The sequence below is a fragment of the Pseudobdellovibrionaceae bacterium genome, from assembly GCA_019637875.1.
Classification (GTDB): Bacteria; Bdellovibrionota; Bdellovibrionia; order Bdellovibrionales; family Bdellovibrionaceae; genus JAHBUW01.
Genome location: JAHBUW010000007.1, coordinates 127,465 through 152,084, shown reverse-complemented (window position 1 = coordinate 152,084; position 24,620 = coordinate 127,465). Strand labels below are relative to the sequence as shown.

The window sequence follows — 24,620 nt, the reverse complement described above, 5'->3', positions numbered from 1 at the left end:
CGTAAATCGTCACCGCAGGAGTGCGGTGCCAACGATCTTTGAAAAACTTCGATGACGGAGTTTGTCGCTGTGTCGAAAAATCAGACACCCACACGCGAGATACGTCCCGCGCGCAAGTGGAACTCGCTCGTGGCAAGCGTTTCGACGTCCACGCGGTCATGCGAGATCAGCAGCGTCGGCAGCCCCTCGAGCGCGATTAAATTCTTCACCCAATGGCGGCTCTCTGAACGTAGATCCGCATCAATGGCCGAAAAGGGCTCATCCAAAATCAAAAACCGGGGACGCCCGATCAGCGCGCGCGCCAGCGAGACCCGCTGTTTTTCGCCGCCCGAAAGAACCTCGGCCCGACGGTCCAGACAGGACTCAAGCCCCAAGATTTTCGACCAAGCGGCGAGCTTTTCTTCGACCTGCGCGGCGGGCACCGCGCGCGCCTCGGCCGCGAAGGTCAAATTCTGCCGACCGGTCAGGTGCGGGAACAGCAGGTAATTCTGAAAAACCACGCCCAACTGACGCTTTTCCACGGGAAGCTGGGCGACATCGACATCCCCCATCTTCCAAGAAAAGCCGGGGCATGGGGTCAACCCCAAAAGCACTTTCACGATGCTGGTCTTCCCCGCACCCGAAGGTCCCGTGAGCGCGGTGATACCTTGATCGGCGATTTCCCATTCGGGAATGTCGATCTGGAAGTCGTCGATTTTAAGTTTTAGATCGCGGATCAAAGACATGGCCCAACCTCCAGAACGCGAAGAACAAAAGTCCGCCGATCACGAATACCGCGTGCCCCAAGGACAGCGCGGGATCGATGCGGTAGCTGCCGAGTAGATTCTCGATCATCAACGGCAAGGTTTCGCCCGATTCGAAGAAAAACTTCGCGAGCGCAAAATCCCCGGCCGTCCAAAAAGCGGCCAGCGCCGAAAGCAGGCACAAACGCGACCACACCTGCGGGAGCACGATCTCAACGAAAATCTGCCAATTCCCAGCACCTAAAATCCGCGCGGACTGCACTTGCTCTTCCAAATCCGTCAGCCGCGAGTCGACACCGATCCGGAAAAGCGAAGGGGCGAACATCAAAACGAGCGTCAAAGCATAGACGATATTCGAAAACTCGCGTCCCCCGCGAAGCAGGAAGTATCCCGGATCCAGATCGACGACCGCGCTCATCAATCCCAATCCGCAAAGCCCCAGAAGCGAAGCGCTTGGCGCGAAGTAGCCGCGCAAGAATCGAAAAAACCAGGGACGCCCGAAGCCGAAAACGCACAAACTCAAAAACAAAAGTGTGAACACGCCCGCCAGCGTTCCTAGACGTAGCGACATCCAGGCCGCGTTCGCCACTTGGGTGACCACTTCGGCCGAGCCGAAAAGATAAGACCAGCCCGACCAACTCAAGAGGACCCAAGGCACGACGAACAACACCGCGAACAAAACGCCGACCCCTAAACCCACCCGCGACCGCAAGAGGCCCGAAGGCTTCACGTCGCCGCGGCCTTGATGCGCTTTGGTCGTCGGTAGCGAAAGCAGCATCGTCGCCACCAACACCGACTGCACCAGCGACAATGTCAGCGCCGTCCCCCAGTCCCCCGAGATCCGGATCTTTTCATAGATCAGAATCTCGAGCGTCGTCCCCCGACTGCCCCCCAAAACCAGCGGCACCGAAAAACTCGTGAAGGCCCATACGAACAGAAAACCCGCGACCGAAAAGACTTCACGACGGACGAGCGCGAAGCTCCGTCGCCAGAAAAGAAGACGCCCCGATCCCAACACCTGCGCGACATTCGACAGCTCACCCAATTTATCGTTGAGCTGTCCTTGCAGTAAAATGGCCGCGAAACCCGCCATCATCGGAAAATGCACGACCACCATACCGGTCACCCCGAACGGGAACGGCTGCACCCAACTCAGAAAAGTCAGGATGATGAAAAATGGCGGCAAAATACTCGGTAAAAGAAGCGCGGCCTTCAACGCTTGCGCGAACGCCCGGCGATGAAGCTCCAGTCGGTTCAAACCCAAGGCGATCCACAGACCGAAAAGGGTCGCCAAGAGCGCGCTCAGCGAGGCTTGCTTCAGGGAATTTCCGAGCGCCCAGGAAAATTCCGCAAGATCGATCTTTTTGAAACTCGCGATTTGCGTCAGCAGGTAAACGTAAGGGGAAAGGCAGAAAAGAACGACGAGCGCGCGCACGTTGGATCACTCCATCCGGCGCAGGGCGGACCACTTCTTCAAGATCCGTTCGCGATCGGCGAGGCTCGGCAGATTGACCGGCTCGACCGTGCGTAACGGCGGCACGTTCACGAAGGGCGTACCTTCTTTGACTCCCTGAATGACGGGGAACATATAGTTCTTTTCCATCACGATCTTCTGTCCTTCGGGTGAAAGCAGAAGCGCGACGAATTTTTCGGCCAGCTCGCACTGACGGCACTGCGTGGGGACGCCGACATATTCGTATTGAACGAAGTGACCTTCTTGAAACTCCACCGCCACGACGTCGGTGTCTTTTTCTTCGACCACGTGAAAGATCGGCGAAGTCACGTAGCTGAAAGCGGCTTTCACCTGACGTTTTGTGAACAGACCGTAGGCCATCGACCAGCTGGCGGCGTAGCTTTTCACGTTCTTGTTGAATTTCTTCAGGTACTCGAACGCGGGCTCTTCGCCTTTCACGTGGATCAACCAAAGCAGGAACTGCAAACCGGGCGAGCTCGTCCGCGGATCTTCCATCGAGATCTGGCCCGCCCAAGTCGGCGCCAGCAAATCGTCCAACTTCGTCGGCAGCTGCGGGTGATCGCTCCGACGCAACACGAACGCCAGCGGCGCCCAGTCGTACGGAATGAACTTCGAGTGTCCCAGCGCGTTTTGCACGGCGGGATCGAAAACGAAACCCGTTTTGGAAAGATCGCGCCACTCAAACGAACTGCTCGCGGTCTCCAGATCGTACTGGTCGATACCGACAACGACATCCGTTCCGCTGCGCGCTTCGGATTTCACGCGCTGAAAAAGGATCGTCGAGTCGGCACCGTCGACGAATTCAACGCGACAGTCACAGGTTTTCTCGAATTGCGTTTTGAGCCAAGGCCCGGGTCCCCATTGCGATACGAAAGAGCTCGGACCGAAGACGCGCACCACGGGCCGCGCATCACGACTCGTGTCGCGGCTGTTTTTCAGAAACTGCGCGCCGATAAGACCGGCAAAAACGATCGCGAGAAATCCGATGACGTGTCTCATGACTTTACCACCACAGCCCGCGACGGCGTTTGAAGAAATAGTAGTCCAGCCCCAAACAGCGTCCCGCCCCCACCCACGCGAGCGTCAGGTGAATCGCCAGCAGCATCCGCGGCAGCTCTTCCGTTCCCGCCGCGGTGAGCGCCAGTTGGTTCAGCGCCAAGAACGCGGCGATCAGCGCCATCGGGCGCACGACGTAACCCAGCAGATACGAGAACGCGATCGCGAACTGCAATCCCACAAGCAAGAACGCGATGGTTTGCCAGTGCGGGATCAAAAAAGTCTCGATCGCATTTTTGTACCAGATGGGCGCTTGCAACGTCGGCAGGATTTCGGCGATTTCGCCCGCAAAGCGCGGCTGCACCAAGAAGGGACCGCGGAATTTGGTCATCGCCAGATCAAGGTAGTAGTAACCCAGAAAAACGCGCAAGAACGCGATCGGGATCAGGTGGCCAACGTACTTCACGCTCTCGAAGAAGGCGACAAACATGGCCTATTTAACCTCTCGGCGCGGACAAGCGTCAAACAAGAAGCATTCCTCACATCGCGGTGTGGGGGCTTTGCAAACGCGACGGCCATGGAAGATCAACAGGTGAGGCGTCATGATCCAATCCGCGCGCGGGATCATTTCGTTCAGTTCGCGTTCAATGGCCTCAGCGCTGCCGCCTTTCACCCAGCCAAAGCGTTGTGAAATCCGCGAGACGTGGGTATCCACCACCACCCCCGAGGCGATGCCGAACGCGTTCCCGAGGACCACGTTCGCGGTCTTGCGCCCCACCCCGCTCAATTCGACCAGCTCTTCCAGCGTCCGGGGAACTTCACCGGCGTGTCGGGTGACGATCGCGGTCGCCATCCCTTTCAGACTTTTCGCTTTATTCTTGAAGAACCCCGTCGTGCGCACGAGCTCTTCGAGCTCCTCAAGCGGCGCCTCGGACATCGCGAGCGGCGTGGGGAACCGACGGAAGAGCTCGGGCGTCACCATATTCACGCGCACGTCCGTGCACTGGGCGGAAAGAATCGTCGCGGCCAAAAGTTCGAAAGCGTTGCGATGATCAAGCTCACAATGAGCGTCGGGATAGGCCTCGCGAAGGCGCTCCAGGGTTTCCCGAATGGGCAAGGCTTTGCGACTTTTCGGGGGTGGAAGTTTCCGGGCCTTGGTCGGCTTTTTCGCGGCCGTCTTGGGTTTGACCGCAGCGGACAGAATTTTAGGCTTCTTCTTGCTCACCGAAGTCACCGATGGCTTCGACTGGACATCCGTCCATGGCCTCTTTACAAGCGGCTTCTTCTTCGGCCGAAGCGGGCTGTTTCGAGACAAAAGCATGGCCTTCGTCCTCGTCCATCTTGAAATTATCGGGGGCTGCCAGAACGCAGGCGTCGCACGCGATGCAAGACTGATCCACGAACATCTTGCCGTGCATGTTTTGTTTCCATTTCAACGACAGATCTGCCATCTCGCCTGACCTCAAAATCGCACTGGTTCTACGTCCGGAGGGACTATAATGAATTTTGGCCTGGAGTCAAAGAAAGTTAGAATTGGGGAAAGAGGTGATCCATGGAAGGACCCCGTTCTCCGACGGAAAACGAATTTGACCGTGTCCTGGACTTTTTGAACGGCCAGCTGCGTCCCGATAGCCAATGGTCCATCGCCCAAGAGTATCCGACGGCCCTGTCGACGACCAACCTTCACAATATGCGAATTATTACAGAGAACGAACGTATTCTCTCGCATGCGGTTCTGAAGCCCCTGATCGTCAAAACCCCTCACGTGGTGCTGAAGGTCGGCGCGATCGGCAGCGTCGTTACCGACGAATCCGCACGCGGCCAGGGCCTTTCGACGAAGATCATGAACTCGTGCCTGGATGAAGCCGTTCGCCAGAACTGCGACATCGCCGTCTTATGGACCGAGATTCACGACTTCTACCGCCGTATCGGCTTCGAACTCGCGGGCTTCGAACAGACCTTCTTCATTGAAAATCAACTGGAAGTGACCGGCGCGAAGCTCGCGTTCCGCACGACCACCCAGGTCGATCCCGAGGCCATTTACCGGCTGATGCAAAAGCATACGGTCATGACCCACCGTTCGTTGGAAGAGGTCCGCCGCTTCCTGCAAATCCCGAATTCGACCCTGTACACCGCATGGTCCCTGGACGGCCGACTGGAAGCCTTCGCGGTCGAAGGCAAGGGCGCGGACTTGCGCGACTACGTTCACGAGTGGGCCGGCTCGGTTTCGTCGCTGTTGCAGCTCTTCAACTTCATCCTCATGACCAAAAATCGCCCCTTCACCGTGATCGCTCCCCGCCACTCGCAAAGCCTGGCCCAGGCTTTCGAGGCCCGGGACGTTCTACGTGTCGACGGGCACCTCGGCATGATCAAAGCTTTGAATCGCCCCTCCCTGATGGCGAAAGTACAACGTGCGCTCGGCGCCTACGGAGGCCTACCGGCCGAGGTCGACCAGCTGAACGACGCGGATTTTATCCGCCTTCTGTTCGGACCTCACGACGAAGCGCTCACCCCCATTCTTGATTTCAACCCTCGCATCCGCGAAATTCTGCCCCTGCGCTTTTGGCTCTGGGGCTGGGACTCCATATGATCAAAAATTTGCGTCTTTGGCTTCCACTCGTCGCCCTCGCGGCGGCGGGCTGCATGAAAGAACCCGAACTGAAAGCGGACTTCGGTCCCGAGGTGACGTCGGCCGAGTTTTCGAGCAAGCTCTCGGAAATCGAAGGACCGGATCCGTACACGATCAAAAAGGACGAGTACGCCTACTTCATTCGCAGTACGGTCCTGCAAGATCAAGTTTATCAGCTCGATAAGCGCTGGGCTTATACCGTCACGAACAAAACCGAAGATGCGAACGATCACATCTTTTCGTTCGTGAAGGAAACCCGCGAATACGTCGGCGACCAAGAAAAGATCTCGCAAAACCAAAGCGAAGTCCGACTGACCAAGCGCTCGTCGAATACGTCTTCGCTGAAACTCTCGCAATTGCAATTCCGCCCGACCGAAACCCGCACGGCGCCCATCGTGCAGATGTCGACGCTGACGCCCTTCGCGTACCGTCCCGCATCAACCGAGAAAGTCACTTTCCACAATCTGAAGCTGGAAAAGACTTATGTTCCCGTGCCGGATTTCGTCAAACAACGCGCGAACTGCGGCGGTCTCAGCAGCGAAAAATGCCGTGGCGCCCTCAAAGCTTTCGTCATGACTTTCGATCAAGTGCAGTGGACCGGCAACGAAGGCCAGCGCTTCTCGGTCCTTTGGATTTTCAGTCCCGACATCCCCTACTTCGGCAGCACCATGTTCCCCAGTCCCGCCGGCGTTTTGAAGTCCTGCGGCACGACGCAAGTTCCCTATGAAGGACAACGCGTGAAGGTCACCCAGTGCGACGAAATCAAAGACTTTACATTCGGTAGCGACTGATCGGACAATGAGGCGATGAGCACCAAGCGCATCGCCCTCGTCCTGTCGGGTTGCGGAAACAAAGATGGCAGTGAAATCACCGAGACCGTCGCCTTGATCGTCGGTCTTTCGCGCAAAGGCGCGGAACTGCACTTCTTCGCCCCCGATCAAAATTTTCAGTCCCTCAACTTCCTCACCAACGAAAATAGCGGTGAACGCAACATGATGATCGAGGGCGCACGCATCGCGCGCTCGAAAATCAAACCGCTCAAGGAACTGAACGCGGACGGATTCGACGCGCTGGTTTTCCCCGGCGGTGCGGGCGCGGCCCGCAACCTTTCCTCTTGGCACGAAAAGGGCGCGCAGTGCGTGGTGAACGTCGACGTCCGCCGCGTGATTGAAGAGTTCTACAAAAAGGAACTGCCGATCGCCGCCGTCTGCATCGCGCCGGTCCTTTTGGCGCGCGTTTTGGGACCGAAGGGCATCACGATCACCCTCGGTGCCGACAACGAAGCCACGGCGGAAGCCCGTAAAACGGGCGCCAACGTCGAGACCTGCCCGGTCGACGATTACATCACCGATCGCGTCCACAAGATCATCACGACCCCCGCGTACATGCACGGCGACTCCAAACCGCATCAAGTGTACGACGGGATTCAGGGACTGACCCAAGAACTGCTGGAGATGGCATGAGCAAAACGAAGTTGGTTCTCTTTTTCGGCGGTCGGTCCGCGGAACACGAAGTCTCGGTCGTCTCGGCCCGCAATATCTCGCGCGCCCTCTCGGAAGACAAATTCGAGCTGTCCTTCGTCGGCATCCGCGACACGGGGGACTGGGTCTTGTTGAAAAAAGCGTTTATCCCCGACGCGTTGAAACGCGTCGAAGAGTTGCCCGCAGCGGACGTCGACCCCGTCTCTTTGGGGTGCGAGGGCGGCCGCCCCCACCTGTTCTTCACGCGCGGTTCGGAAAAACGTCCCGTCGACGTGGCCTTCCCCGTCCTGCATGGCACCTACGGTGAAGACGGGTCCATTCAAGGCCTCTTCCGCGTGATGCGTCTGCCCTTTGTCGGCTGCGGCGTCACCTCGAGTGCGGTCGGCATGGACAAAGACTTTTTGAAGCGTCTGCTGAACGAGGCGAAAATTCCGAACGCCCCCTTCATGCTGATCACGCCGAAGAACAATCCCGGCTTCGACGCTTTGGAAAAAACGCTGGGCCTGCCGTTCTTCATCAAACCCGCGAACGCGGGATCCTCGGTAGGCGTGCACAAAATCAAATCGCGCGCGGACTTCGATAAAAATCTCGCGGACGCCTTCCAATACGACCGCAAGATCCTGGCCGAGAAATTCATGAAGGGCCGCGAGATCGAAATCTCGGCCTTCGGCCCCACGGAAGATTGCAAGGTCAGCCTGCCGGGCGAAGTGATTCCCCAGCACGAGTTCTACTCTTACGAGGCGAAGTATCTTGATCCCAACGGCGCGGCCTACAAAATCCCCGTCGAGATGACTCCCGAAGAGCTCGCCACGATCCAGAAGATCGCCAAAGACACCTACCGGGTGCTCGGCTGCGAGGGCATGGCCCGCATCGATTTCTTCATGACGGGACCGAATCAGTTTCACATCAACGAGATCAACACGCTGCCGGGTTTCACCTCGATCAGCATGTACCCGAAGATGTGGGAAGCGAGCGGCTGGGGCTACAAGGATCTGATCCACGCCCTGATCGACGACGCTTTGACCAAGGCCCGCACGGAAGACGCGCTCAAAACCCAGTTCCCGCGCGGTTGACCCGCCGGGATCCGGGCGTTAGGTTGCGCCCATGAGTGAACCCGCACCCCTTTTTTACGACCGCCTGGGCGGCGAAGCCGGCCTTCGTAAAATCGTGACCTCGTTCTATCTGCTCATGGACACGCTGCCGGAAGTCCGCGTCGTCCGTGACATGCACCCGCCTGACCTGACCTCCTCGGCCGAAAAGCTTTTCATGTTTTTGTCGGGCTGGTCCGGCGGGCCGAATCTGTTCATCGAAAAGCATGGCCACCCCCGACTACGCGCACGTCATATGCCCTTCGTGATCCGTAAATCCGAGCGCGATCAGTGGATGATCTGTATGGTCGCGGCGGTGGATTCCGTCGGCTTGGCCGAGCCCGTACGTACGGAATTTCTGCACGCCATGCTCCACACCGCCGATTTTATGCGAAATCACCCGGAAGAGGGCGAAACGAAGTGAAACTGACGTCCCGGCGCTTGAGCCCGCACGCGGCTCGTGCTTTGATGCGCCCATGAGCAAACCTCCGCAAAAGAAGTTCTACATTGCCGCCGAAAACCTGAAAAACCTCGCGACCGGTTACGGCGCGGGTTTCGCCACCGATCACATCATGGTGCGCGGACACAAGGTCGGGTTCATGTACCGCGAAACGCCCGATGACGACATCGACAGCGGCTGGCGCTTCACCTCGGGTCTCGAGTCCGAGGAGGAAATGAACGACGCCACCATGCTCGGCGTTTACGACATCAACACCATCGCGAACTACGATCCCGAGATCGTGCCCTTTTTGAAATCTCCGGTGGGCAGCGCCTTCGCACGCGACACCGTGAAGGGTCCGCTCGTTCCCGTCGAGGACGACTCCGAGTAGCAAATTTTGGACGCCGGACCGGCCCTTGGTCTGTGAACGCTCTTTGCATCGTTCCGCAATGAACGATGTGAAGAGGGGACATGGATGTCTGTAGATAAGCTTCAATACTTTGAGAAAGTGGAAAATCCTCAGCAACAGGAATTCCTTTTGGATCAGAACCACTGCTCGCTATGCAGCTCAATTCTGATCTTGGATCACGGATTTACCGACGACGGCACCGAGATCCACGAAACGGCCCATTGCCCCGAATGCCAGATTCGCAACCGTTCGCGCCTTTACAAGATCCACTAAAACAAAAGCCGTCAGCTTCCTGACGGCCCCCGTTTTCTGACCCCCACCGCCAGAGATTTGGCGGAGAGGTGTCGAAGCTTTGATCCTTTCGTGGGGATCAGCCTTCGTGCTTGTGACCGCAACCGCAGTCCTTTTTGGCGTCTTTGCCTTTTTTCTTCGCCTCGAACGCGGCTTCCGACTTCGCGCAAAGCTCGCACTTGCCGTGCTCATGTTTGTGCTCGTGCTTTTTGTCGCCCTTCGCGTGCTTGTGGTCGTGGCCACAGGGGCAGGGTTTCTCGGTGGTCGCGGCGTCCGCGGCCGGAGCGGCTTCAACGGCCGCCGGAGTGGCTTCGGTGGTGGCGGTGTCTTTGTGCGCGCACGCCGAAAGTGTGAGGGCCGCCGCAACGGCGACGCTTGTCAGGATGGATTTCAACATGGGAACCCCTTTTTTGGTGATGTGGGAACAGTGTGCTTGGCCGACACCGTCGGGTCACGGGACGTCGCACCCGGACCGAGCGAACGTTGCGCCTAAAGTCCGCGCCGCTGCGTGCGCTGACTGAAGAAGCTTCCGGTCGAGGAAAGCTGAGTGTCGCCGATGACGGATTCTTTCGTCCCGAACAGAACGGACTCCGCCGGATCGAAATCGCGGTTCGCCAGAATCGCGCCGACGTCGAGCTTCGGGGCGATCTTTTCCAGACGCTCCAAAGGACCGAACATCTGCACCGCGAACCCCGTCGAAGCATTGTTCACCCACTTCGCAAGATCGAACGGGTACTTGATCGACGAGAACAGGATGACGGGCCCCAGAGCCTCGGCCTGATGATCTTCCGAACATTGGGTCAGGTGACCGCTCAACCGCGCCTGCGGAAACCGCGACATGGCCGTTTCAAGATTCGCGAGCTGGGTCTTCTCGTCTTTTTCGAGAACGAAGACGCGAAGGTTGTCGTAGGGACGCTGGCCCTTTCCATCCTCCAATGAAGAACCGAGGAGCTTCCCCCAAGCGTCGGCGTCCTGGACGTCCATCACGAACATCGTGGCGCGACCGCCGGCAAAGCCTTGAAACGCACGGCCCAGCTCGGCGCAATCCTTATAAATCGCGAGCAGAGTTTCGCGGCGGCCGACGGCGCTGACCGCACTGACGGCGGGATGTTTCACCAGCAGATTCGCGTAGTCGGCGCTCTGGCCCCCAACGACGACGGCATGCTCTTCGGGGATGCCGGCTTCGCGCAACCAACGGTCCACGAGAACGGCGGCCGTCGGTGTTTTCGAACTCATTTTTACGAGAACCGGATTTCCGGCGAGATAGGCCGGCGCGAAGCGTTCGATAAAAAGTCGCGGCCCGTGAAAGCGCGGCTGCAAAAGCGAGATGACCCCGCGAGGTTGATGCTGAACCCGGGCGACCGCGCCTTCCGTCACGGCGGATTGGGAGGCGGCGATCTCGCCTTGGAGCCAGCTCCGCAGATACGCCTTCGCGCCCGCGAAATCCCAAGCACGCACGAGAGTTTCGGAAAGACCCGACTCTTGCGCCAACTGGGCGGCGGTCGCGCTCTCGAACTCACGCCCCCAGGCCTCCGCGAGCTTCGCGAGGTTGTCCAGGCGCTGCTCACGGGTGAGCGGCTCGATGGCTTGCAGTGATTTCTTCGCGGCTTGAAGCGCCGGAATCAGTTGGCCGAGATCTTGAACCATGTTCTGAGTGATAGGCCCACTTGAGGGCTCCGTCCAGCGGGATTTTTAGGCAAGCCCCTCTGCTTCAGGGGCCTTTCACGATTTCCGATTGGGAATCGCGAATCCCTTCGCTCGGTTGTGGGAGCCGCACAGCAGCTGCAGATTCGCGGGATCGTTCGTACCACCACGGGCGACAGGTTGGATATGATCCACTTGAGGTTGATAAGCCGAGCCACAGCGCCGCCCACTGGCGAGATCGACGTGCTCACAACATCCACCCGCGCGCAGAAAAATAAGGCGCCGTTGCGAGGCTGGGATGCTGCGGCGTCTCCCCGCCAGCGGGACCCAAGCGGCCTTCGCCTCAACGGATGCCGTGGGTTTCGCGCGTTGGCTTTCACGAGCTTCGAATTTTTCTGAATAGCGTCGGGCGAGTTCCACAAAAACTTCGGGCCAAGCCCCCTCGGGACAAATATGCGAAAGCAGACCGCGCGCCTTTTCGACGGCAGCAAACTGCTCTGCCGAGAAAGTGATTTCCAGACGCACCGAATGATCGCGCTGCGTGCGTTTGTGAACTTCACTTCGTGGCGAAACGTCAAAAGCCTGCGCGACGATCTGCTCGGTCGCCGCTTTCGACCGCGTTTCCAATTTCGCGAAAAGCTCGGCGGTCGGCTTGAGTTTCGTTTGTCGGCTGACTTTTGCGACTTCGGCGAGCTGGGTGAGATTCAAAGTTCCGGCCTCAACTTTTTCAGCCACCGAGGGCGCCACCTTCAGAACGCGCGCCGCTTGTAGTCGGCGGTAAGCAGCCCCTTCTGAGTAGCCCAAGCCTTTCGTTAAATAGGCATACATTCCATCGTATCCGAGATCGAGATATGCACGGCATGACTCGATCTCGGCGATATGCTCGAGTAGCTTTCGAGTCACACGTCGCTCGACCTGGACAAGCTTTTCGAAGTTCCGAATGAGTTCGGCGTTCGTCATTTCTTTCGCCTCCGCTAGACATGTCTTAGCACGGGTTTTCCAGAGACGAATTCGCGTGAGGCGAGGATCAAAGTCTATTTCCCCTTCTAAGACGGGAGCTTCGCGCATGACGAGAGATCTCAACTCGAGAGTCATTTTTAGAAAATGTCGCGCAGATCGTTTCTCCTGCAGAAACGTCAAAGTGGAAAATTCCTGTAAAGCGAAAAACCGCGTAGCAAATATTTCTCAACGCAAAGCTTCGCCGCCAGCGAAGTTATTCCTAAACTCCGCTGATTTCTCGGCTCCGCCCGACGAGTCCATTACGACTTCTCAACTCCGCGAAAGTCGGAGCTGACCGAGAGCCGTCTCATTGGGAATTGGGAATTGGGAATTGGGAATCTGGAAGTTGGGAGTTGAACCCCCCAATCCCCACCCACAAAAAAAGAAGGGGGCTGCCTGAAGCAACCCCCTAGAAGAAACTGTAAAACCTTATAGGCGAAAGCAAATGTCGCATTTAGGTTCGCGCTCGAAAGCGTGAGTCCCTAAAGGACACTCACCTCCGCCTTGGTCTTGTCACATTTCGTCACCAAGCATCACCCCCTTCCGCGCCGTGAGAACGGCAACTTCAAGATAACAAAAATCGCGGGGTGATCCCAGACAATTGATTTTATGATTACTGTTAGGAGGAGCCCCAGACCAAAGTCGGGGCGATTTTCCCGACGCCCGGGCTACAAATGCGCCCGAATTTTTTCAAGCACCGCGCGCATTTCGTCGTCCGTCCGGCGCGTCGCCTTCGCGAAATTCAGGTCGGCGATGGCCGCCGCCGGAATCAAATGCAAGTGATAGTGAGGCACTTCGAAACCCACCGCCGCCGTCAGCACGCGCGGGCAATCGGTCGCCGCCTTGATCGCGCGGCCGATCCGTTGCGCGATTTTTTGCAGATGCAGGAAATCGTCTTCGGGAACATCGAACCAATGGTTCACTTCGACTTTGGGAATCACGAGGGTATGCCCCATGTTGATCTGATCCAACGCCAAGATCGCGATGATCCGCTCGTCTTCGTACACTTTATGCGCGGGCAACTCACCGCTGATGATTTTCGTGAAAACCGAAGCCATAGAAATTACCTCCCGACTTGCGCCAGGAGTTCATCATAGACCTGCTCTTTGTTCAAGAACGCGCAGCCGTATCCGATGCCCTGCCCGTCCTCGAGCGGCCTTTGCCAGACGATGCGCGCGTCGAACTGATAGGCCTTGGGGACGCCACCCGCCGCACCCGTCGGTAGCGCAATCGCCATCCGCACCAGATCGCCGACCACGAAAACGGCCTGCGCCTCAGTGGTCTCGACGGTTTCGAAATACGCGCCGCTGATCGACAGATTTTTCACGCGCGCCGGACTTTTCACCGACTTCAGATCCGAAACGACTTCGACCGCGAGATCCGTCAGAAAACGCGGATGCACCTGCTGCTGCCCCCGCGGATAGTCCGTCGTGATGTCCACCAACGCACGGTAAAGCGCGTAGCCCGTCACCGGCAGCTTCATCAAACGCACTTTGGGAAATTGATGGGAAACCGCGATCAACGCGGGGTTCATCTGCGGCGCCATGATGATCACGCGGGTCTTGGGCCCCACCTGCGCCTTCAGTTTTTCCAGAAACGCGCCCTGAATCATGGGCTCATCGGGAACATGCAGAACCAAAACGTCGACCGCCGCCCAGAAGGCGGCGTCGTGGGCAAACGAAGCGGTCGTTTCGAAAGTGTACTGACCGCTCGTGTGGGCTTCGTTCACGTCCTCGAGCCGCTGTTGGTGCTCATAGGACGTATCGACTAAAACCACCCGAGTCGGCACGCGCTTACTTCCGGTCGCTCAAGGGAATGTACTTCATATCCTTTTGTCCCACCCATTTCCCGCGGGGGCGGTAGATGCGGTTGTTCGCGTACTGCTCGAACGCGTGCGCCAGCCAGCCGCTGATGCGCGAAACCGCGAAGATGGGCGTGTAAATGTCGATCGGAATGCCCATCGAGTAGTACACGGTCGCCGAGTAGAAATCCACGTTCGGCATCAAGCCCTTCTCTTTGAACATGGTATCGTCGATCAAAGTCGACATCTCGTACCAGTGGTGCTCGTTGATTTGCGCGGTCAGCTTGTCCGACATCTTGCGCAGGATCGCCGCACGGGGGTCGCCGTTTTTGTAAACGCGGTGACCGATCCCCATGACTTTCTCTTTCGCTTGCAGAGCGTCTTTCACGAACTGCTGCGCTTTTTCGATGGTGCCGATGCGTTTGAGCATGAGCATGACCTGCTCGTTCGCGCCGCCATGGAGCGGGCCCTTCAACGCACCGATCGCCGAAACGATCGCCGAGTGGATGTCCGAAAGCGACGAAGCGGTCACGCGGGTCGCGAACGCCGAGCAGTTCAGCTCGTGATCCGCGTGCAGGACCAAACAGGTATCGAACACTTTAACGAGCTCAGGAGTCGGCTCAGTGCCCTTCAGCATGTACATGAAGTTCCAAGCGACCGACTTGTCCGCTTTGGGAGCGAGGGGCTCTTTGCCGTTACGGATCGCTTCGAATGCGCACACGATCGACGCCATCTGCGCCGTCATGCGTACAGCTTTTTTCTTGTTCGCCGCCTCCGACATATCGTTCGCGTCGCCATCCCAGTGCGCCATCAGCGAAACCGCCGTGCGCAGCCAAGCCATGGGGTGGACATCTTTGGTGGGGATCGTCTTCAAGACTTTCACGTACTCGGGTGAAAGCGCCATCGCCGAGTGCAGCTCTTTCGAGAACGCGTCGAGTTCGGGCTTGGTGGGCAGCTTGCCGTTCCACAGCAGATAGGTGGTTTCTTCGAAAGTGGAATTCGCCGCGAGGTCTTCGATCGTGTAACCGCGGAAACTCAAAGTGGAGTCAGCGATCGTCGAAACGGCCGTCGAACATGCGACAACCCCTTCCAGGCCTTTATCGAGTGCACCTTCATAAATCGTAATTTCCGCCATCGCTTGGTCCTTTCCTCAGAGAGACTGAATACGTCGGGTTCAATATCCCTGACGTGGTCTTATTTCGCAAGTTTAATGACCCGGTCATTGACCTCGATCACGAGCACGGTTTGGTCACGCAGCGGTTCATTCGTCTCGGAGAATTGCTCGTTGCGGAACAAAATCTCATTGCGCAAATCGTGAACTCCCCCGCGGGGCGCGCGCAGCACCAATTTCTGCAGACGCTCCATCCCGAAGGCTTCGCCCGCCGGATTTTTAGCCTGCACGATGCCTTCCGAACACAGGATCACGCGATCGCGCGGTCCCAGCTGGATGGTGTGGTCGATAAATCCCGTGTTGTTCTTCAACGACAGTCCACGACCAGCCGGATCGAGTCGCACGAGCTTATCTCCGGACTGCGGTTGGTGAAAGACGGCCAGATCCCCGAGCAGCGTATAACGCAGCTCGAAGCTGCGACGATCAACGACCCCGTAAAAAACGGAGGCTTCGTCTTTCGCCTGCATATTCGGCGTCATCTCGGCGGCCAACGTCTCTAAAGCCTGCTGGGGCTGCAATCCTTTTTTCGCCTCGATGCGTCCCGAAACCTTCATGAGAACCGAAAGAAAAAGCGCGGACATGGAGTATCCGCTCGAGCTGCTGAGCAGAACGCCGAATTTCAGTCGGTCATCGTGCTCGAAAATGTCGAAATAATCCCCGCCGCCGCTCTGACCGGGCAAAAACTTCGAGCTGAACTCGAAGCCGGGAATATTGGGAATCTGCGTCGGCGCGAGCGCCTTCTGGATGATGCCGACCCATTTCAATTCTTGAGAGAGATCGGTGATGATCCGCTCCAAAGATTGGTTGGTTTTCTGAAGTTCGGCGCGATAACGGCCGAGCTCTTGCTCCTTCAGACGGAGCGCCTCTTCCAATTCTTCGATGCGGGATTTCAACTCTTTCGACATTCCCTCTGATCGTAAGGGGCGCGCAACTTGATGGCAAAGCCTTTACGTCCGCGCGGCTTTGGAGACCTGCTCGAAATGGAAATGAAAACTCACCAAGTTCAGCAGCACTTCCAGGCACAGCCCCAGACTGACGACCAGTCCCGCAAGCACGAACCGCGAACGCGGATGGAAAATTGATTCGAACCCGATGAGTTCGGTCCACATCATCTGGACGAGTTGCCCGAAGACGAAGAGCGCGAGCGCGCCGAGCAAGGTCGCCAGAAGCGCCAGGCCACGGGCGCGGACGTCGACCCCGCGACGGGCATCGCGCAGGCGGAATCCCAAACGTTCCGACAGAAAAATCACCGCGAGCGCCTTCACCGACAGAAAACTCGGGAAGGTCAGGACCATCGCCAAACCGCTGACGAGCGGCCACTTTCCGCAAACGTAACCGCCGACCAGGCCCAGCAACGCCGCCACCGCCATTTGGGTCCAGGCGGGATCGCCGACCCACAGCACCCAGGCCGCCGGATCCGTCCCCATGCCCTCGCGCACGATGGGCAGAAACACGCCGGTGAAGCTGACCGCATAGACCAAAGCCGCGAGCACCGTGAAGTCGACCAGCGCCACGAGCGGCAAAAGCGCCAAGGCCAAAAGTCGCGAACGCGAGGCTCCGGTGATCCCGACCTTTTTCGCGAGCAGTAACATCTCGATCATGGCGCCTCCGTATCCGTCGCCCCCGCAGCGGTGACGGTGTTCTGGTACATGTCGTAACGCACCTTTTCGCCGACAAAGGCGTGCGTGGGCGCTCCGCCCAAAGCCGGGGCCTTCACCGCGCGCTTCACCACGACCCGCATTCCGGGAATGGAGCGCGCCAACGCGAGGACCTCGGCTTGATCGTCATCGGTCCCGACCCAACCGCGCAGCAGCTGCATCTCCAACCGCGGCAGCGCGCTGGATTTACCGGTGCCTTCGTACATCGGATCGAAGTACAAAGCCCCCGGTCGCGGAAACGCCGACGTCCCGTCACGCAACGCGAGCAGCACGTCCCGCGCCGAAGCGGCGTTCACGTGCAAACGCGCGGCGGACTCATCCCAGTGCGTACCGGGCTCCACCCGCATGCGGTACTCTTGCAAAGAAGCTTCAACCAACTGGGCCAGCAGCGGCTGACGTTCGAACCCCCACAGATCGCAGCCCAAACGCGCGAGTGTCCACGCATCTTCCGCGAGTCCCAGACTCAAATCCCAAACGCGCGGGGCCGTCGGTAAAGTCTTGATGCCCACGGCTTTGGCCAGAAGTTCGTTTTTCCCGCGCAGTTTACGGTGATAGCGCGAATCCGCGAAGTCCAAGCGCAGGCGCCGGTCGTCGGGGAAACGCAAAACGGGAACGCCGTCTTCGATGGCGAAGCTCGGCGCGCTCATGAGGCCGGCGCGATTTCCAGAAGAAGGTACATCCACAGACACTGCAGCAGCCACCAGCACCAGAAGACGTTCACGAACGAACGGCAGTTCTGAATCAAGGCGGTCATCTCGGAGCCCATCGGCGACTTCAGCTGCGACACCCGACGGTTCAACGGAAAGATCGTCGCCAGGGCCATCGCGAAGCTGCCCAACGGCCACCAGATCAGCGGCGTGTAGACGTATTGGTACAGGATGAACGCGCCCCACAGCGCCGCCCACCACAGGACGAGCAGGTTCTTGCTGCTTTCGAAGCCCAAACCCACGACCGTGCTTTGAAAACCGGCCTGCGAGTTCACCATCACCGCTTCGAAGTTGCGGACGTGAATCAAAAACACCGCGACCCAGCCGGTCAGCACGCCGATCCACAAACTTTCGATGTCAAAAAATCCGCTCGACGCGATCTGAAAGCCCACCGCGAACATCGGCCCCACGAGCAGGAAGACCAAAAGCTCCGCTCCGCGACGGAACCGCAAGCCTTTGATCGGGTTCAACCAAGCCCACAGCGCCAGCGCGCCCGGCAGCGCCACGATCGCGAGGATCACGGGCTCGACGATCACGGCGGGAAGCCCCAGCGCCACGCCCAGGATCAGGTACGCGCAGGCCCACGCCTTCGTCGCCCACGCCGTCACCCAACCCTTCTGGATCGGTTTCTTCTGCGTTTCGGGCAGGATGCGGTCCACGCCCTTCAGATGATCGAAGTAGTCGTTCCACAGATTCGCCGCCGCGATCAGAAAGAACGCGCCCAGAAGCGAGGTCGACGTGATGAGCGGATCGATCTCGATGTCGTCGAACATGTTTTTCGTCAGGATCACGAACGCGGGAAAAGCCAACAGCAGGAAGTAACGGAACTTGAAAACTTCGGACCACATCGCGAAGAACCCGGGGCGGACAACGTCCTTCAAGGGCACGATACGGAAGGTGACGGACTCGGACTCGGAGTTCACGTTCAAAGTCTCAAGCGGGATCGCGCGTTCCGTTTTGGAAAAACGACCGTCGAGATACTTTTGGAATTCGGGATCTTGGCGCGAGAGCGTCTTCAGTTGGGTCATCCGGGACCTCAAGATTTCGGTTTACGTCGCCAGTAAAGAATTTCCGTCAAAGGCTCCAGCCGTTCGAGCAGCACTTCCTCACCGGGTTTCAGGTGGTTCTTCAAGAGGACCATTTGGTGGCGGTAAAGATCAATCAGGAATTGGTTTTTCTGGTCGAACTCTTTCACGCGCGCCTCAAAAACCGCAGCGCCCCCCAGCCGGGCCTGGAAGTCCGCCAAAGTTTCGCAAGTTTTGAGTTCGCGTTTTTGCGCGGCGGTCAGGTCACGGGTCGCGAACGCGCCGAAGCTGTTCAAGTATCCCGACTTCAGATCGCCCAGAGGATTTTTCCCTTCGTCGTTGCGCACGTCAAAATCCAAAAGATCGTCCGAGCGTTGGAACAGCTGCCCCAGCAGCGTGCCCATCTCTTCAAGAGCCGTATGGAGTCCCGGCTCGTAGCGTTCCTCCGCGAGGAACGGCGCGCGCAGGCACCACTTGAACAGCGACGCCGTTTTCAGGTTGTGCACGCGATCGAGCTGACTCAAGTCGACTTCCATATCGCCGACGAGCGAGTCCTGCAGCCACTCGCCCTCAAGTAGATCCGAGATGACCTCGGCCGTGTACTGCACGAGGCGGATGTTGCCGTTACCGGACAGATTCACCATCACGCGCGCGAGCAGGTAATCCCCCGCCAGCACGGCGTACTCGGGCGTGTACTTCACCCAGGCCGCGGTTTTCCCGCGACGCAATTGCGAGCGGTCGATCAGATCGTCGTGCAACAGCGAGGCGTTGTGGATGAACTCGATCGTCTGCCCCAGCAGATTCTGAATTTTGTCGGAAGAACCCAAGCTGCCCGCGACCCACTTGATGAGCTGCGACCGGAAACCTTTACCGCCCGTGAACAGATCGTCGTAGAGGTTGTTCAATTTCGGGAGATAGGCGGGAAAGTCCCGGGGGTCGTAGATCTTGAGGCTCATAACCGCCAAACTATTCGGGATTCCGCCTTGCCGCAAGATGGGAATTGCGTCATTCTCGACAGTCTATGAAAAGCTTCCGTTGGCAGAACCGCATGCGCTTCCATCAGGCCGATCCCGCCGGTTGGATGTTCTTCGGCCGGGCTTTCGAATTGGCCCATGACTGCATGGAAGACCTGCTCATCGAGGCCGGTTTTCCGTGGAAGGACTGGTTCGCGAACGCCCAGTACGCGATGCCTATTCGCCAGGCGCAGGCCGATTACCGACGCCCGATTCCCGCCGGCGCCCTTTACGAGGTCGAAGCGGTCGTCAAACGCCTGGGCGAAACCAGCGTGAGTTTCCAATTCACCTTCAAAACCGGCGGCGAAACCGCGCTCGTTTTGGATTCGACTCACGTTCTGCTCGACGTGAAAGCGAAAGCCCCCACGCCGTGGCCCGCGGAATTCCGCGAGCGCCTCGCGGCCTACCAGAGCACCGAAGGAGCGAACACATGAGCGGTAAAAAGTGGTGGTCCGAAGGCGTACGTTTTCAATGCCAAGGTTCTGGGCAGTGCTGCATTTCGCGCGGCGAATACGGCTTCGTTTTCCTGACCCTGCAAGATCGTCGCAACATGGCCAAAGAGATCGGCGTCTCGCTCGCGACCTTCACGCGTAAATACACCACCAAGCTCGGCCCCGCCTATCACCTGAAGGAAGAGCCCAGCCGTCCCGAATGCATGTTCCTCGACGGCAACCGTTGCGAAGTTTACAAAGCCCGTCCCGTGCAGTGTCGCACCTGGCCCTTTTGGCCCGAAGTCATGGGCGCCAAAACCTGGAAAAAAGAAGTCGCCGACTACTGCCCTGGCGTCGGTAAGGGCCCGCTCCGCTCGCCCGAAGACATCGAACGCCAAATGAAGGAACAGCAGGCCGCCGAGGACGAAATCTCGGGACGCAATCGTCTGCGCTAAAAGCCTTACAAAGAGCCCCGCTCCGCATGGTTTTCCGCCCGCCTTTTTGCGATAACCGCGGGCGAGGTGATCGCCATGCTTCGTTCTTTCATCGCGCTGCTCAGCTTCTCGTTCGCCCTTCCCGCCTTCGCCATGATTTACGGCACCGACGACCGCCAAGAGGCGCTCCTCTCCTGGGCCAAACCCCACGCCCCCGCCGTCCTGCTGATGACCTCCCGAAATTTCGTCATCGACGAGGGCGATCCCCAATTCGTGAAACTCGATTTCCAAAAAGCCTCCGGCGAAAGCTCGATGATCAATATGTGCGCGAACCAACGTTTCGCCGATCAGCTCACCGCCGGTATCAACTGCAGCGGTTTTCTGATCGCACCGGATCTCGTGGTCACCGCCGGTCACTGTATCGTTCCCTATGGACGCAGCGAGCGCAAAGAAACCGCCGGTTGTTCGGACTTCGTTTGGATCGCCGACTTCGCGCAGCCCGCGAACGGCACCCCGTTGAACGTCGACCGTTGGCCGCGCGAGAAAATTTTCGAATGCGCCGAGGTCATCGACGGGCAAAATCCCGACTTCTCTTCACCGGCGTTCGCACCGCCGGTTTTTGGCGATGACTTCGCGCTGGTGCGTTTGAAAAACCCCGTGCCGGGACGCACGCCGCTCACGATGTCGCGTGAATTCAAGGCCCCGCGCCAACTCTACGCCATGGGCTATCCGCTGGGCCTTCCGCTGAAACTCGCGGGCCCCGCCCGCGTGATCAGCGAGGACTTCACGAAATTCTACTCGGCGAACATCGACACGTTCATGGGGAACAGCGGTAGCCCCATCTTCGACGAAAAAGGCCTGGTGCACGGCATTCTGGTGCGTGGTTATCCCGAGGACTTCGTCAGCGACGGCGGCGCCTGCTACACGATGAACAAGTGCAACGAGTCCGGTCAGCGCTGCGACGAGGCTTCGGATTTCTTCGCGACGGGATCGCACGTGCAGCGCTTGGGCGTGATCCACATGGCGCTCGCGAAATATCGCGGCGACGACGCGCCGCTGGTCGCCTCACTGCGACCGCTTTTCACTCCGCCCGTGCGCGCGGGCTTGTTCACGCCCCCACGTTCGGGTCGCGGCTTTTTGGGGTCGAAAAACCAGACGCTTATCGATCCGAATGCGCCAGGAGCTGGCGTAATTTCGCCCAAGCGATCTTCCCCAGATCGGTCCGGGGCAGACGGTCGATAGACCGCACGTCCGTCAAACGCTCGGGCGGAAACGCGCCCAGATTCCAGGCCTGTAGCCGCTGCTGAATGGTCGCCCCGGTCGTCGCGGATTCCAAAACGAGAACGAGCTTCGCCCCATCCCGCGCATCCGGAAGATCCACGATCACGGCGCGGGACTTTTCTTCCAGCGACCAATCCGCGAAGAAGCGTTCGCGCAAATCTTCCAGATTCACGCCTTCGCCTTTCACTTTCACAAAATCCGTCGCGCGGCCCAAAGGTTTCAACCAGGGTCCGTCGATTTCGACGCGGTCTTGGGTTCGCAAAGCGCCATCGACCTTCGGATCGCGGAAAACCCATTTCTCGTCGTCACCGCGCTCGAATTGTCCGGTCAGCAAAGCCGCCGATCGCAAGATCAAATGCCCTTCCGCATCCGTCTTCGCCTCGACGTGATCGAGCAACCGCAGGCGCGGGTCCGCCGACGACAACCCCCGATCCAGTTCGGCCGTGGCGATTTGCGATCCGCATTCCGTCATCCCGAAACTCGGCAAAAGCGGCCAGCCCAGCTCGATCCCCCGCGCGTACAGGTCCGGCGCGAGCGCCGCGCCGCCAATGACGACGGCTCGTAGGGCCGGCGGTGCGGGGATGCGCTGATCGACCAAATCATAAACTTGCGTGGGCACGAGCGACAGCAACGTGACCTTTCGCTCAAACAACCGCAACGCGAATTCACGGGCGGCCTCGGCGAAGCCGCGCCCCTCGAGCGGCGGATTCAGATCCACGACCACCGAGCCCGTGAGCTCGGCACGAATCAAAATCCCCAAACCGCCCACGTGGTAAGTCGGCAGCGAAAGGCCCCAGACATCATCGGCCCGTGCTCGCAAGTGCGCGTTCACCGCGCGCGCGGATATACGTAAAGCTTCCGTCGAAAGACCGATCACTTTGGAAACCCGCGCGCTGGTCGAACCCGAACTGAGGATCCAGTAGTGATCGGGTTTGAGTTGCGGGCGCAGCGACGCGAACTCGCTCACTTCACCTTCGGGTAATCTGGGATTCAGCAAAAGCCCCGGAGCCGGAATCACAGGCTGCGCAGATCGGTCCACGGTAGCTCTTTCAGGATTTGGTCGAAGCCCACGCCCGATCCCGCGACCTCGGCCAGAAACGGACCCTTCGGCGACATCATCTGCGAGAAGCGATCGGGCTCGTAAGCGGTATGGGAAAAACAACCCGAGTCCAAAACCATGTTCGGGTAAAGGCGCTTCATGTCCCCGCAGGCCGCGGCGGCGTGCATGATGCCCACCGGATGATCAAGCGAACTGGTCACGACGATCTTCAGGCGAAAACGATGGGCGAACTCGCGGGCTTTCACCATGTCCTGACGGGCGGGCTTCAAAACGATAACTTTGAAAGGCGGCGGTTTCGACTCGGAATAGTCGGCCCACGGGACACGCACGTACTCTTGGTCCACCGCCAGGGGAGCCAGTTCCGAAGCCTCTTGCCACAGCTCGTGAACGAAAGGGAACGGATCTTCGATAAACTCGATTTTCGAGCGTAAACCTTCCGGAAATTCATGCTTGAACTTTTCGATGTCGGCGGGAGTCGCCTTGCCGTTGAAATCCAAACGCAGCAGAAAGCCTTTTTGCTTCACCAGACGCACGGCCAATTCGAGCTCTTTGTCGATCTGGCTACCGCACTTGAGTTTCACGCTTTGAAAGCCGAGTTTTTTCGCTTCGGTCAACTCGGCCTCCGTGATCGCATCGGGATCGGCAATCAGGAAGTGGTTGCGCACGCGGGGCAGTCCGCGCATCAAGTTCTGATTGAACGCGCGTGCCTGCGCGTCTTTGCGGGCCAAATGAATCGTCTGTTCCAATCCCGTCGACAGGCGTCCGCTTTTCAAATTGAAAAGCTGGGTCGTCACGTCCGCATCGCCGAACTCCGGCCACGGAAACAAATCCCCGTACCCCGTCAGTTCATCCGGCCACTTGATCCGCAAAAGCGCGCCTTCGCGCTCGGCCACCGTGGCGACCGAACCGATACGCGTTTTCGGCTTCAAAGCGTACTTCCAGAATGAAAACTGGATTACCGACATAACACCAACCCCACCGACGTCAAAAGACCGAAGACCAGATGCACGAGTGCGGACTGGCCCAGGTACTTATTGTACGCAGGACTCGGAGGGGTGGTAAAGACACGATGGATAAGAACGAAAGCTAAAGGCAAAATCAAGAAACCCAGCGCGAACGCCCAGACCGCGTCCCGCCACAACCAGTAAAAATTGAGGATGAACGGGATCAGTAACAAAAACGCGATCTCGTAACGCGCGAAGGAAGCCCCGAAGCGCACGGGCAAAGTGCGCTTACCGACAAGCTTATCTCCATGCATATCCCGCAAATTGTTGATCGCGATCAAAACCGCGCAATGAAAGCCAATTTGGGTCCCTAACAGCAGGGCCGACAGATCCCAGGCACCGGTCAGCAAAAAGAAAAGCCCCGAAGTCGCGACGATCCCGAAAAACAAAACGACGAACAGATCGCCCAGCCCCCGGTACGCCAGCGGGAACGGACCTCCGGTGTAGGAGTAACCCGCGATCAAAGAGGCGATCCCGATCACCACGATCGGCCAGCCGCCCACGAGCACCAAAGGAATCCCGCACAACAGCGCCAGGCCGAAAGTGAAGAAGGCCATTTGGTAAACGCGACGACTCGAGATCAATCCGGCCTGAGTGACGCGCACGGGGCCGATGCGTTCTTTCGTATCGGCGCCCTTTTCAAAGTCGACGGCATCATTGATGAGATTCGTGCCGATCTGAATCAGCACCGAAATGAAAAGCGCCAGACCCGAAATCCAATAGCGGATTGGGGGCGCGCCCGCCTCGTGCCCTTCGTAGAGCGCCAGCGCGGTCGCGCCAAAGATCGGCACCACCGCGGCGGTCAAAGTTTTCGGCCGGAAGGCCAAGAGCCACTGCTTCAT

General features: G+C 58.5%; 30 protein-coding genes. 10 read left to right on the top strand and 20 right to left on the bottom strand.

What is annotated here, in order from left to right; translation table 11 throughout:
• Nucleotides 1-80: 80 nt before the first annotated feature.
• Genes KF767_10635 through KF767_10610 form a run of 6 tightly spaced genes read right to left on the bottom strand, consistent with a single transcriptional unit; the run spans nucleotide 81 to nucleotide 4,664 of the window.
• Nucleotides 81-725: an ATP-binding cassette domain-containing protein gene (locus KF767_10635; GenBank protein ID MBX3018337.1), complete on the bottom strand. Its 645-nt coding sequence runs from the start codon at nucleotides 723-725 to the stop codon at nucleotides 81-83.
• Nucleotides 697-2,178, bottom strand: a complete 1,482-nt coding sequence (locus KF767_10630; protein ID MBX3018336.1) for an ABC transporter permease subunit — start codon at nucleotides 2,176-2,178, stop codon at nucleotides 697-699. The genes KF767_10635 and KF767_10630 overlap by 29 nt, the downstream gene beginning before the upstream one ends.
• A 6-nt stretch (nucleotides 2,179-2,184) precedes the next feature.
• Nucleotides 2,185-3,216 carry a thiamine ABC transporter substrate-binding protein gene (locus KF767_10625; GenBank protein MBX3018335.1) on the bottom strand — a complete coding sequence of 344 codons (1,032 nt, stop codon included), beginning with the start codon at nucleotides 3,214-3,216 and terminating at the stop codon, nucleotides 2,185-2,187.
• A 4-nt stretch (nucleotides 3,217-3,220) separates the two neighbouring features.
• Entirely contained in the window at nucleotides 3,221-3,703 is a 483-nt protein-coding gene (locus KF767_10620; GenBank protein ID MBX3018334.1) for a hypothetical protein, read from the bottom strand.
• Between the two features lie 3 nt (nucleotides 3,704-3,706).
• A complete protein-coding gene (gene nth, locus KF767_10615) occupies nucleotides 3,707-4,534 on the bottom strand; it encodes an endonuclease III (protein MBX3018333.1) in 828 nt (275 codons plus the stop codon).
• On the bottom strand, nucleotides 4,419-4,664 hold the full coding sequence (locus KF767_10610; protein MBX3018332.1) for a ferredoxin: 246 nt from the start codon (nucleotides 4,662-4,664) through the stop codon (nucleotides 4,419-4,421). The genes nth and KF767_10610 overlap by 116 nt, the downstream gene beginning before the upstream one ends.
• A 101-nt stretch (nucleotides 4,665-4,765) precedes the next feature.
• Here KF767_10610 and KF767_10605 point away from each other — a divergent pair, with 101 nt between their 5' ends.
• From KF767_10605 to KF767_10575, 7 genes are all read left to right on the top strand, one after another.
• Entirely contained in the window at nucleotides 4,766-5,803 is a 1,038-nt protein-coding gene (locus tag KF767_10605) for a GNAT family N-acetyltransferase (protein MBX3018331.1), read from the top strand.
• Entirely contained in the window at nucleotides 5,800-6,633 is an 834-nt protein-coding gene (locus KF767_10600) for a hypothetical protein (GenBank protein ID MBX3018330.1), read from the top strand. The genes KF767_10605 and KF767_10600 overlap by 4 nt, the downstream gene beginning before the upstream one ends.
• A gap of 15 nt (nucleotides 6,634-6,648) precedes the next feature.
• On the top strand, nucleotides 6,649-7,305 hold the full coding sequence (gene elbB / locus KF767_10595; GenBank protein MBX3018329.1) for an isoprenoid biosynthesis glyoxalase ElbB: 657 nt from the start codon (nucleotides 6,649-6,651) through the stop codon (nucleotides 7,303-7,305).
• Nucleotides 7,302-8,396 carry a D-alanine--D-alanine ligase gene (locus tag KF767_10590; GenBank protein MBX3018328.1) on the top strand — a complete coding sequence of 365 codons (1,095 nt, stop codon included), beginning with the start codon at nucleotides 7,302-7,304 and terminating at the stop codon, nucleotides 8,394-8,396. The genes elbB and KF767_10590 overlap by 4 nt, the downstream gene beginning before the upstream one ends.
• A 31-nt stretch (nucleotides 8,397-8,427) precedes the next feature.
• Nucleotides 8,428-8,835 carry a group II truncated hemoglobin gene (locus tag KF767_10585; protein ID MBX3018327.1) on the top strand — a complete coding sequence of 136 codons (408 nt, stop codon included), beginning with the start codon at nucleotides 8,428-8,430 and terminating at the stop codon, nucleotides 8,833-8,835.
• A 52-nt stretch (nucleotides 8,836-8,887) separates the two neighbouring features.
• Nucleotides 8,888-9,241 carry a DUF2185 domain-containing protein gene (locus KF767_10580; GenBank protein MBX3018326.1) on the top strand — a complete coding sequence of 118 codons (354 nt, stop codon included), beginning with the start codon at nucleotides 8,888-8,890 and terminating at the stop codon, nucleotides 9,239-9,241.
• Nucleotides 9,242-9,325: 84 nt separating this feature from the next.
• Nucleotides 9,326-9,532 (top strand): hypothetical protein, encoded by a 207-nt coding sequence (locus KF767_10575; protein ID MBX3018325.1) that lies wholly within the window; start codon nucleotides 9,326-9,328, stop codon nucleotides 9,530-9,532.
• 97 nt (nucleotides 9,533-9,629) lie between these two features.
• Here KF767_10575 and KF767_10570 read toward each other — a convergent pair whose 3' ends face one another.
• The 11 genes from KF767_10570 to KF767_10520 all read right to left on the bottom strand — a co-directional run bounded on the left by KF767_10570 (nucleotide 9,630) and on the right by KF767_10520 (nucleotide 19,511).
• Nucleotides 9,630-9,947 carry a hypothetical protein gene (locus tag KF767_10570; protein ID MBX3018324.1) on the bottom strand — a complete coding sequence of 106 codons (318 nt, stop codon included), beginning with the start codon at nucleotides 9,945-9,947 and terminating at the stop codon, nucleotides 9,630-9,632.
• A 92-nt stretch (nucleotides 9,948-10,039) separates the two neighbouring features.
• A complete protein-coding gene (locus tag KF767_10565; GenBank protein ID MBX3018323.1) occupies nucleotides 10,040-11,197 on the bottom strand; it encodes an aldehyde dehydrogenase family protein in 1,158 nt (385 codons plus the stop codon).
• Between the two features lie 75 nt (nucleotides 11,198-11,272).
• Nucleotides 11,273-12,154, bottom strand: coding sequence for an HNH endonuclease (locus tag KF767_10560; GenBank protein MBX3018322.1), 882 nt, complete (start codon nucleotides 12,152-12,154; stop codon nucleotides 11,273-11,275).
• A 707-nt stretch (nucleotides 12,155-12,861) separates the two neighbouring features.
• A complete protein-coding gene (locus tag KF767_10555) occupies nucleotides 12,862-13,251 on the bottom strand; it encodes an HIT family protein (protein ID MBX3018321.1) in 390 nt (129 codons plus the stop codon).
• A gap of 5 nt (nucleotides 13,252-13,256) precedes the next feature.
• Complete coding sequence (locus KF767_10550; protein MBX3018320.1) at nucleotides 13,257-13,982, bottom strand: PilZ domain-containing protein; 726 nt, start codon at nucleotides 13,980-13,982, stop codon at nucleotides 13,257-13,259.
• A 4-nt stretch (nucleotides 13,983-13,986) separates the two neighbouring features.
• Entirely contained in the window at nucleotides 13,987-15,129 is a 1,143-nt protein-coding gene (locus tag KF767_10545; protein MBX3018319.1) for a citrate synthase, read from the bottom strand.
• Between the two features lie 59 nt (nucleotides 15,130-15,188).
• Nucleotides 15,189-16,070: a SpoIIE family protein phosphatase gene (locus KF767_10540; protein ID MBX3018318.1), complete on the bottom strand. Its 882-nt coding sequence runs from the start codon at nucleotides 16,068-16,070 to the stop codon at nucleotides 15,189-15,191.
• A gap of 42 nt (nucleotides 16,071-16,112) precedes the next feature.
• A complete protein-coding gene (locus KF767_10535; protein ID MBX3018317.1) occupies nucleotides 16,113-16,766 on the bottom strand; it encodes a hypothetical protein in 654 nt (217 codons plus the stop codon).
• Nucleotides 16,763-17,470 carry a class I SAM-dependent methyltransferase gene (locus KF767_10530; protein MBX3018316.1) on the bottom strand — a complete coding sequence of 236 codons (708 nt, stop codon included), beginning with the start codon at nucleotides 17,468-17,470 and terminating at the stop codon, nucleotides 16,763-16,765. The genes KF767_10535 and KF767_10530 overlap by 4 nt, the downstream gene beginning before the upstream one ends.
• Nucleotides 17,467-18,558: a prenyltransferase gene (locus tag KF767_10525; protein ID MBX3018315.1), complete on the bottom strand. Its 1,092-nt coding sequence runs from the start codon at nucleotides 18,556-18,558 to the stop codon at nucleotides 17,467-17,469. The genes KF767_10530 and KF767_10525 overlap by 4 nt, the downstream gene beginning before the upstream one ends.
• An 8-nt stretch (nucleotides 18,559-18,566) precedes the next feature.
• A complete protein-coding gene (locus tag KF767_10520; GenBank protein MBX3018314.1) occupies nucleotides 18,567-19,511 on the bottom strand; it encodes a polyprenyl synthetase family protein in 945 nt (314 codons plus the stop codon).
• A gap of 65 nt (nucleotides 19,512-19,576) precedes the next feature.
• On the opposite strand from KF767_10520, the gene KF767_10515 reads away from it, so the two are divergent.
• From KF767_10515 to KF767_10505, 3 genes are all read left to right on the top strand, one after another.
• Nucleotides 19,577-20,002, top strand: a complete 426-nt coding sequence (locus KF767_10515; protein ID MBX3018313.1) for an acyl-CoA thioesterase — start codon at nucleotides 19,577-19,579, stop codon at nucleotides 20,000-20,002.
• On the top strand, nucleotides 19,999-20,454 hold the full coding sequence (locus KF767_10510) for a YkgJ family cysteine cluster protein (GenBank protein MBX3018312.1): 456 nt from the start codon (nucleotides 19,999-20,001) through the stop codon (nucleotides 20,452-20,454). Before KF767_10515 ends, KF767_10510 begins: the two co-directional genes overlap by 4 nt.
• A 75-nt stretch (nucleotides 20,455-20,529) precedes the next feature.
• Nucleotides 20,530-21,675, top strand: a complete 1,146-nt coding sequence (locus KF767_10505) for a trypsin-like peptidase domain-containing protein (protein ID MBX3018311.1) — start codon at nucleotides 20,530-20,532, stop codon at nucleotides 21,673-21,675.
• On the opposite strand, the gene KF767_10500 is transcribed toward KF767_10505, so the two are convergent.
• The 3 genes from KF767_10500 to menA are packed head-to-tail and all read right to left on the bottom strand — an operon-like array spanning nucleotide 21,593 to nucleotide 24,620.
• The gene (locus KF767_10500; protein ID MBX3018310.1) at nucleotides 21,593-22,681 is read right to left on the bottom strand and encodes an AMP-binding protein; all 1,089 of its coding nucleotides are present in this window, start codon (nucleotides 22,679-22,681) and stop codon (nucleotides 21,593-21,595) included. The genes KF767_10505 and KF767_10500 overlap by 83 nt on opposite strands.
• A gap of 47 nt (nucleotides 22,682-22,728) precedes the next feature.
• Nucleotides 22,729-23,739, bottom strand: coding sequence for a hypothetical protein (locus KF767_10495; protein ID MBX3018309.1), 1,011 nt, complete (start codon nucleotides 23,737-23,739; stop codon nucleotides 22,729-22,731).
• Nucleotides 23,730-24,620, bottom strand: coding sequence for a 1,4-dihydroxy-2-naphthoate octaprenyltransferase (menA, locus tag KF767_10490; GenBank protein MBX3018308.1), 891 nt, complete (start codon nucleotides 24,618-24,620; stop codon nucleotides 23,730-23,732). Before menA ends, KF767_10495 begins: the two co-directional genes overlap by 10 nt.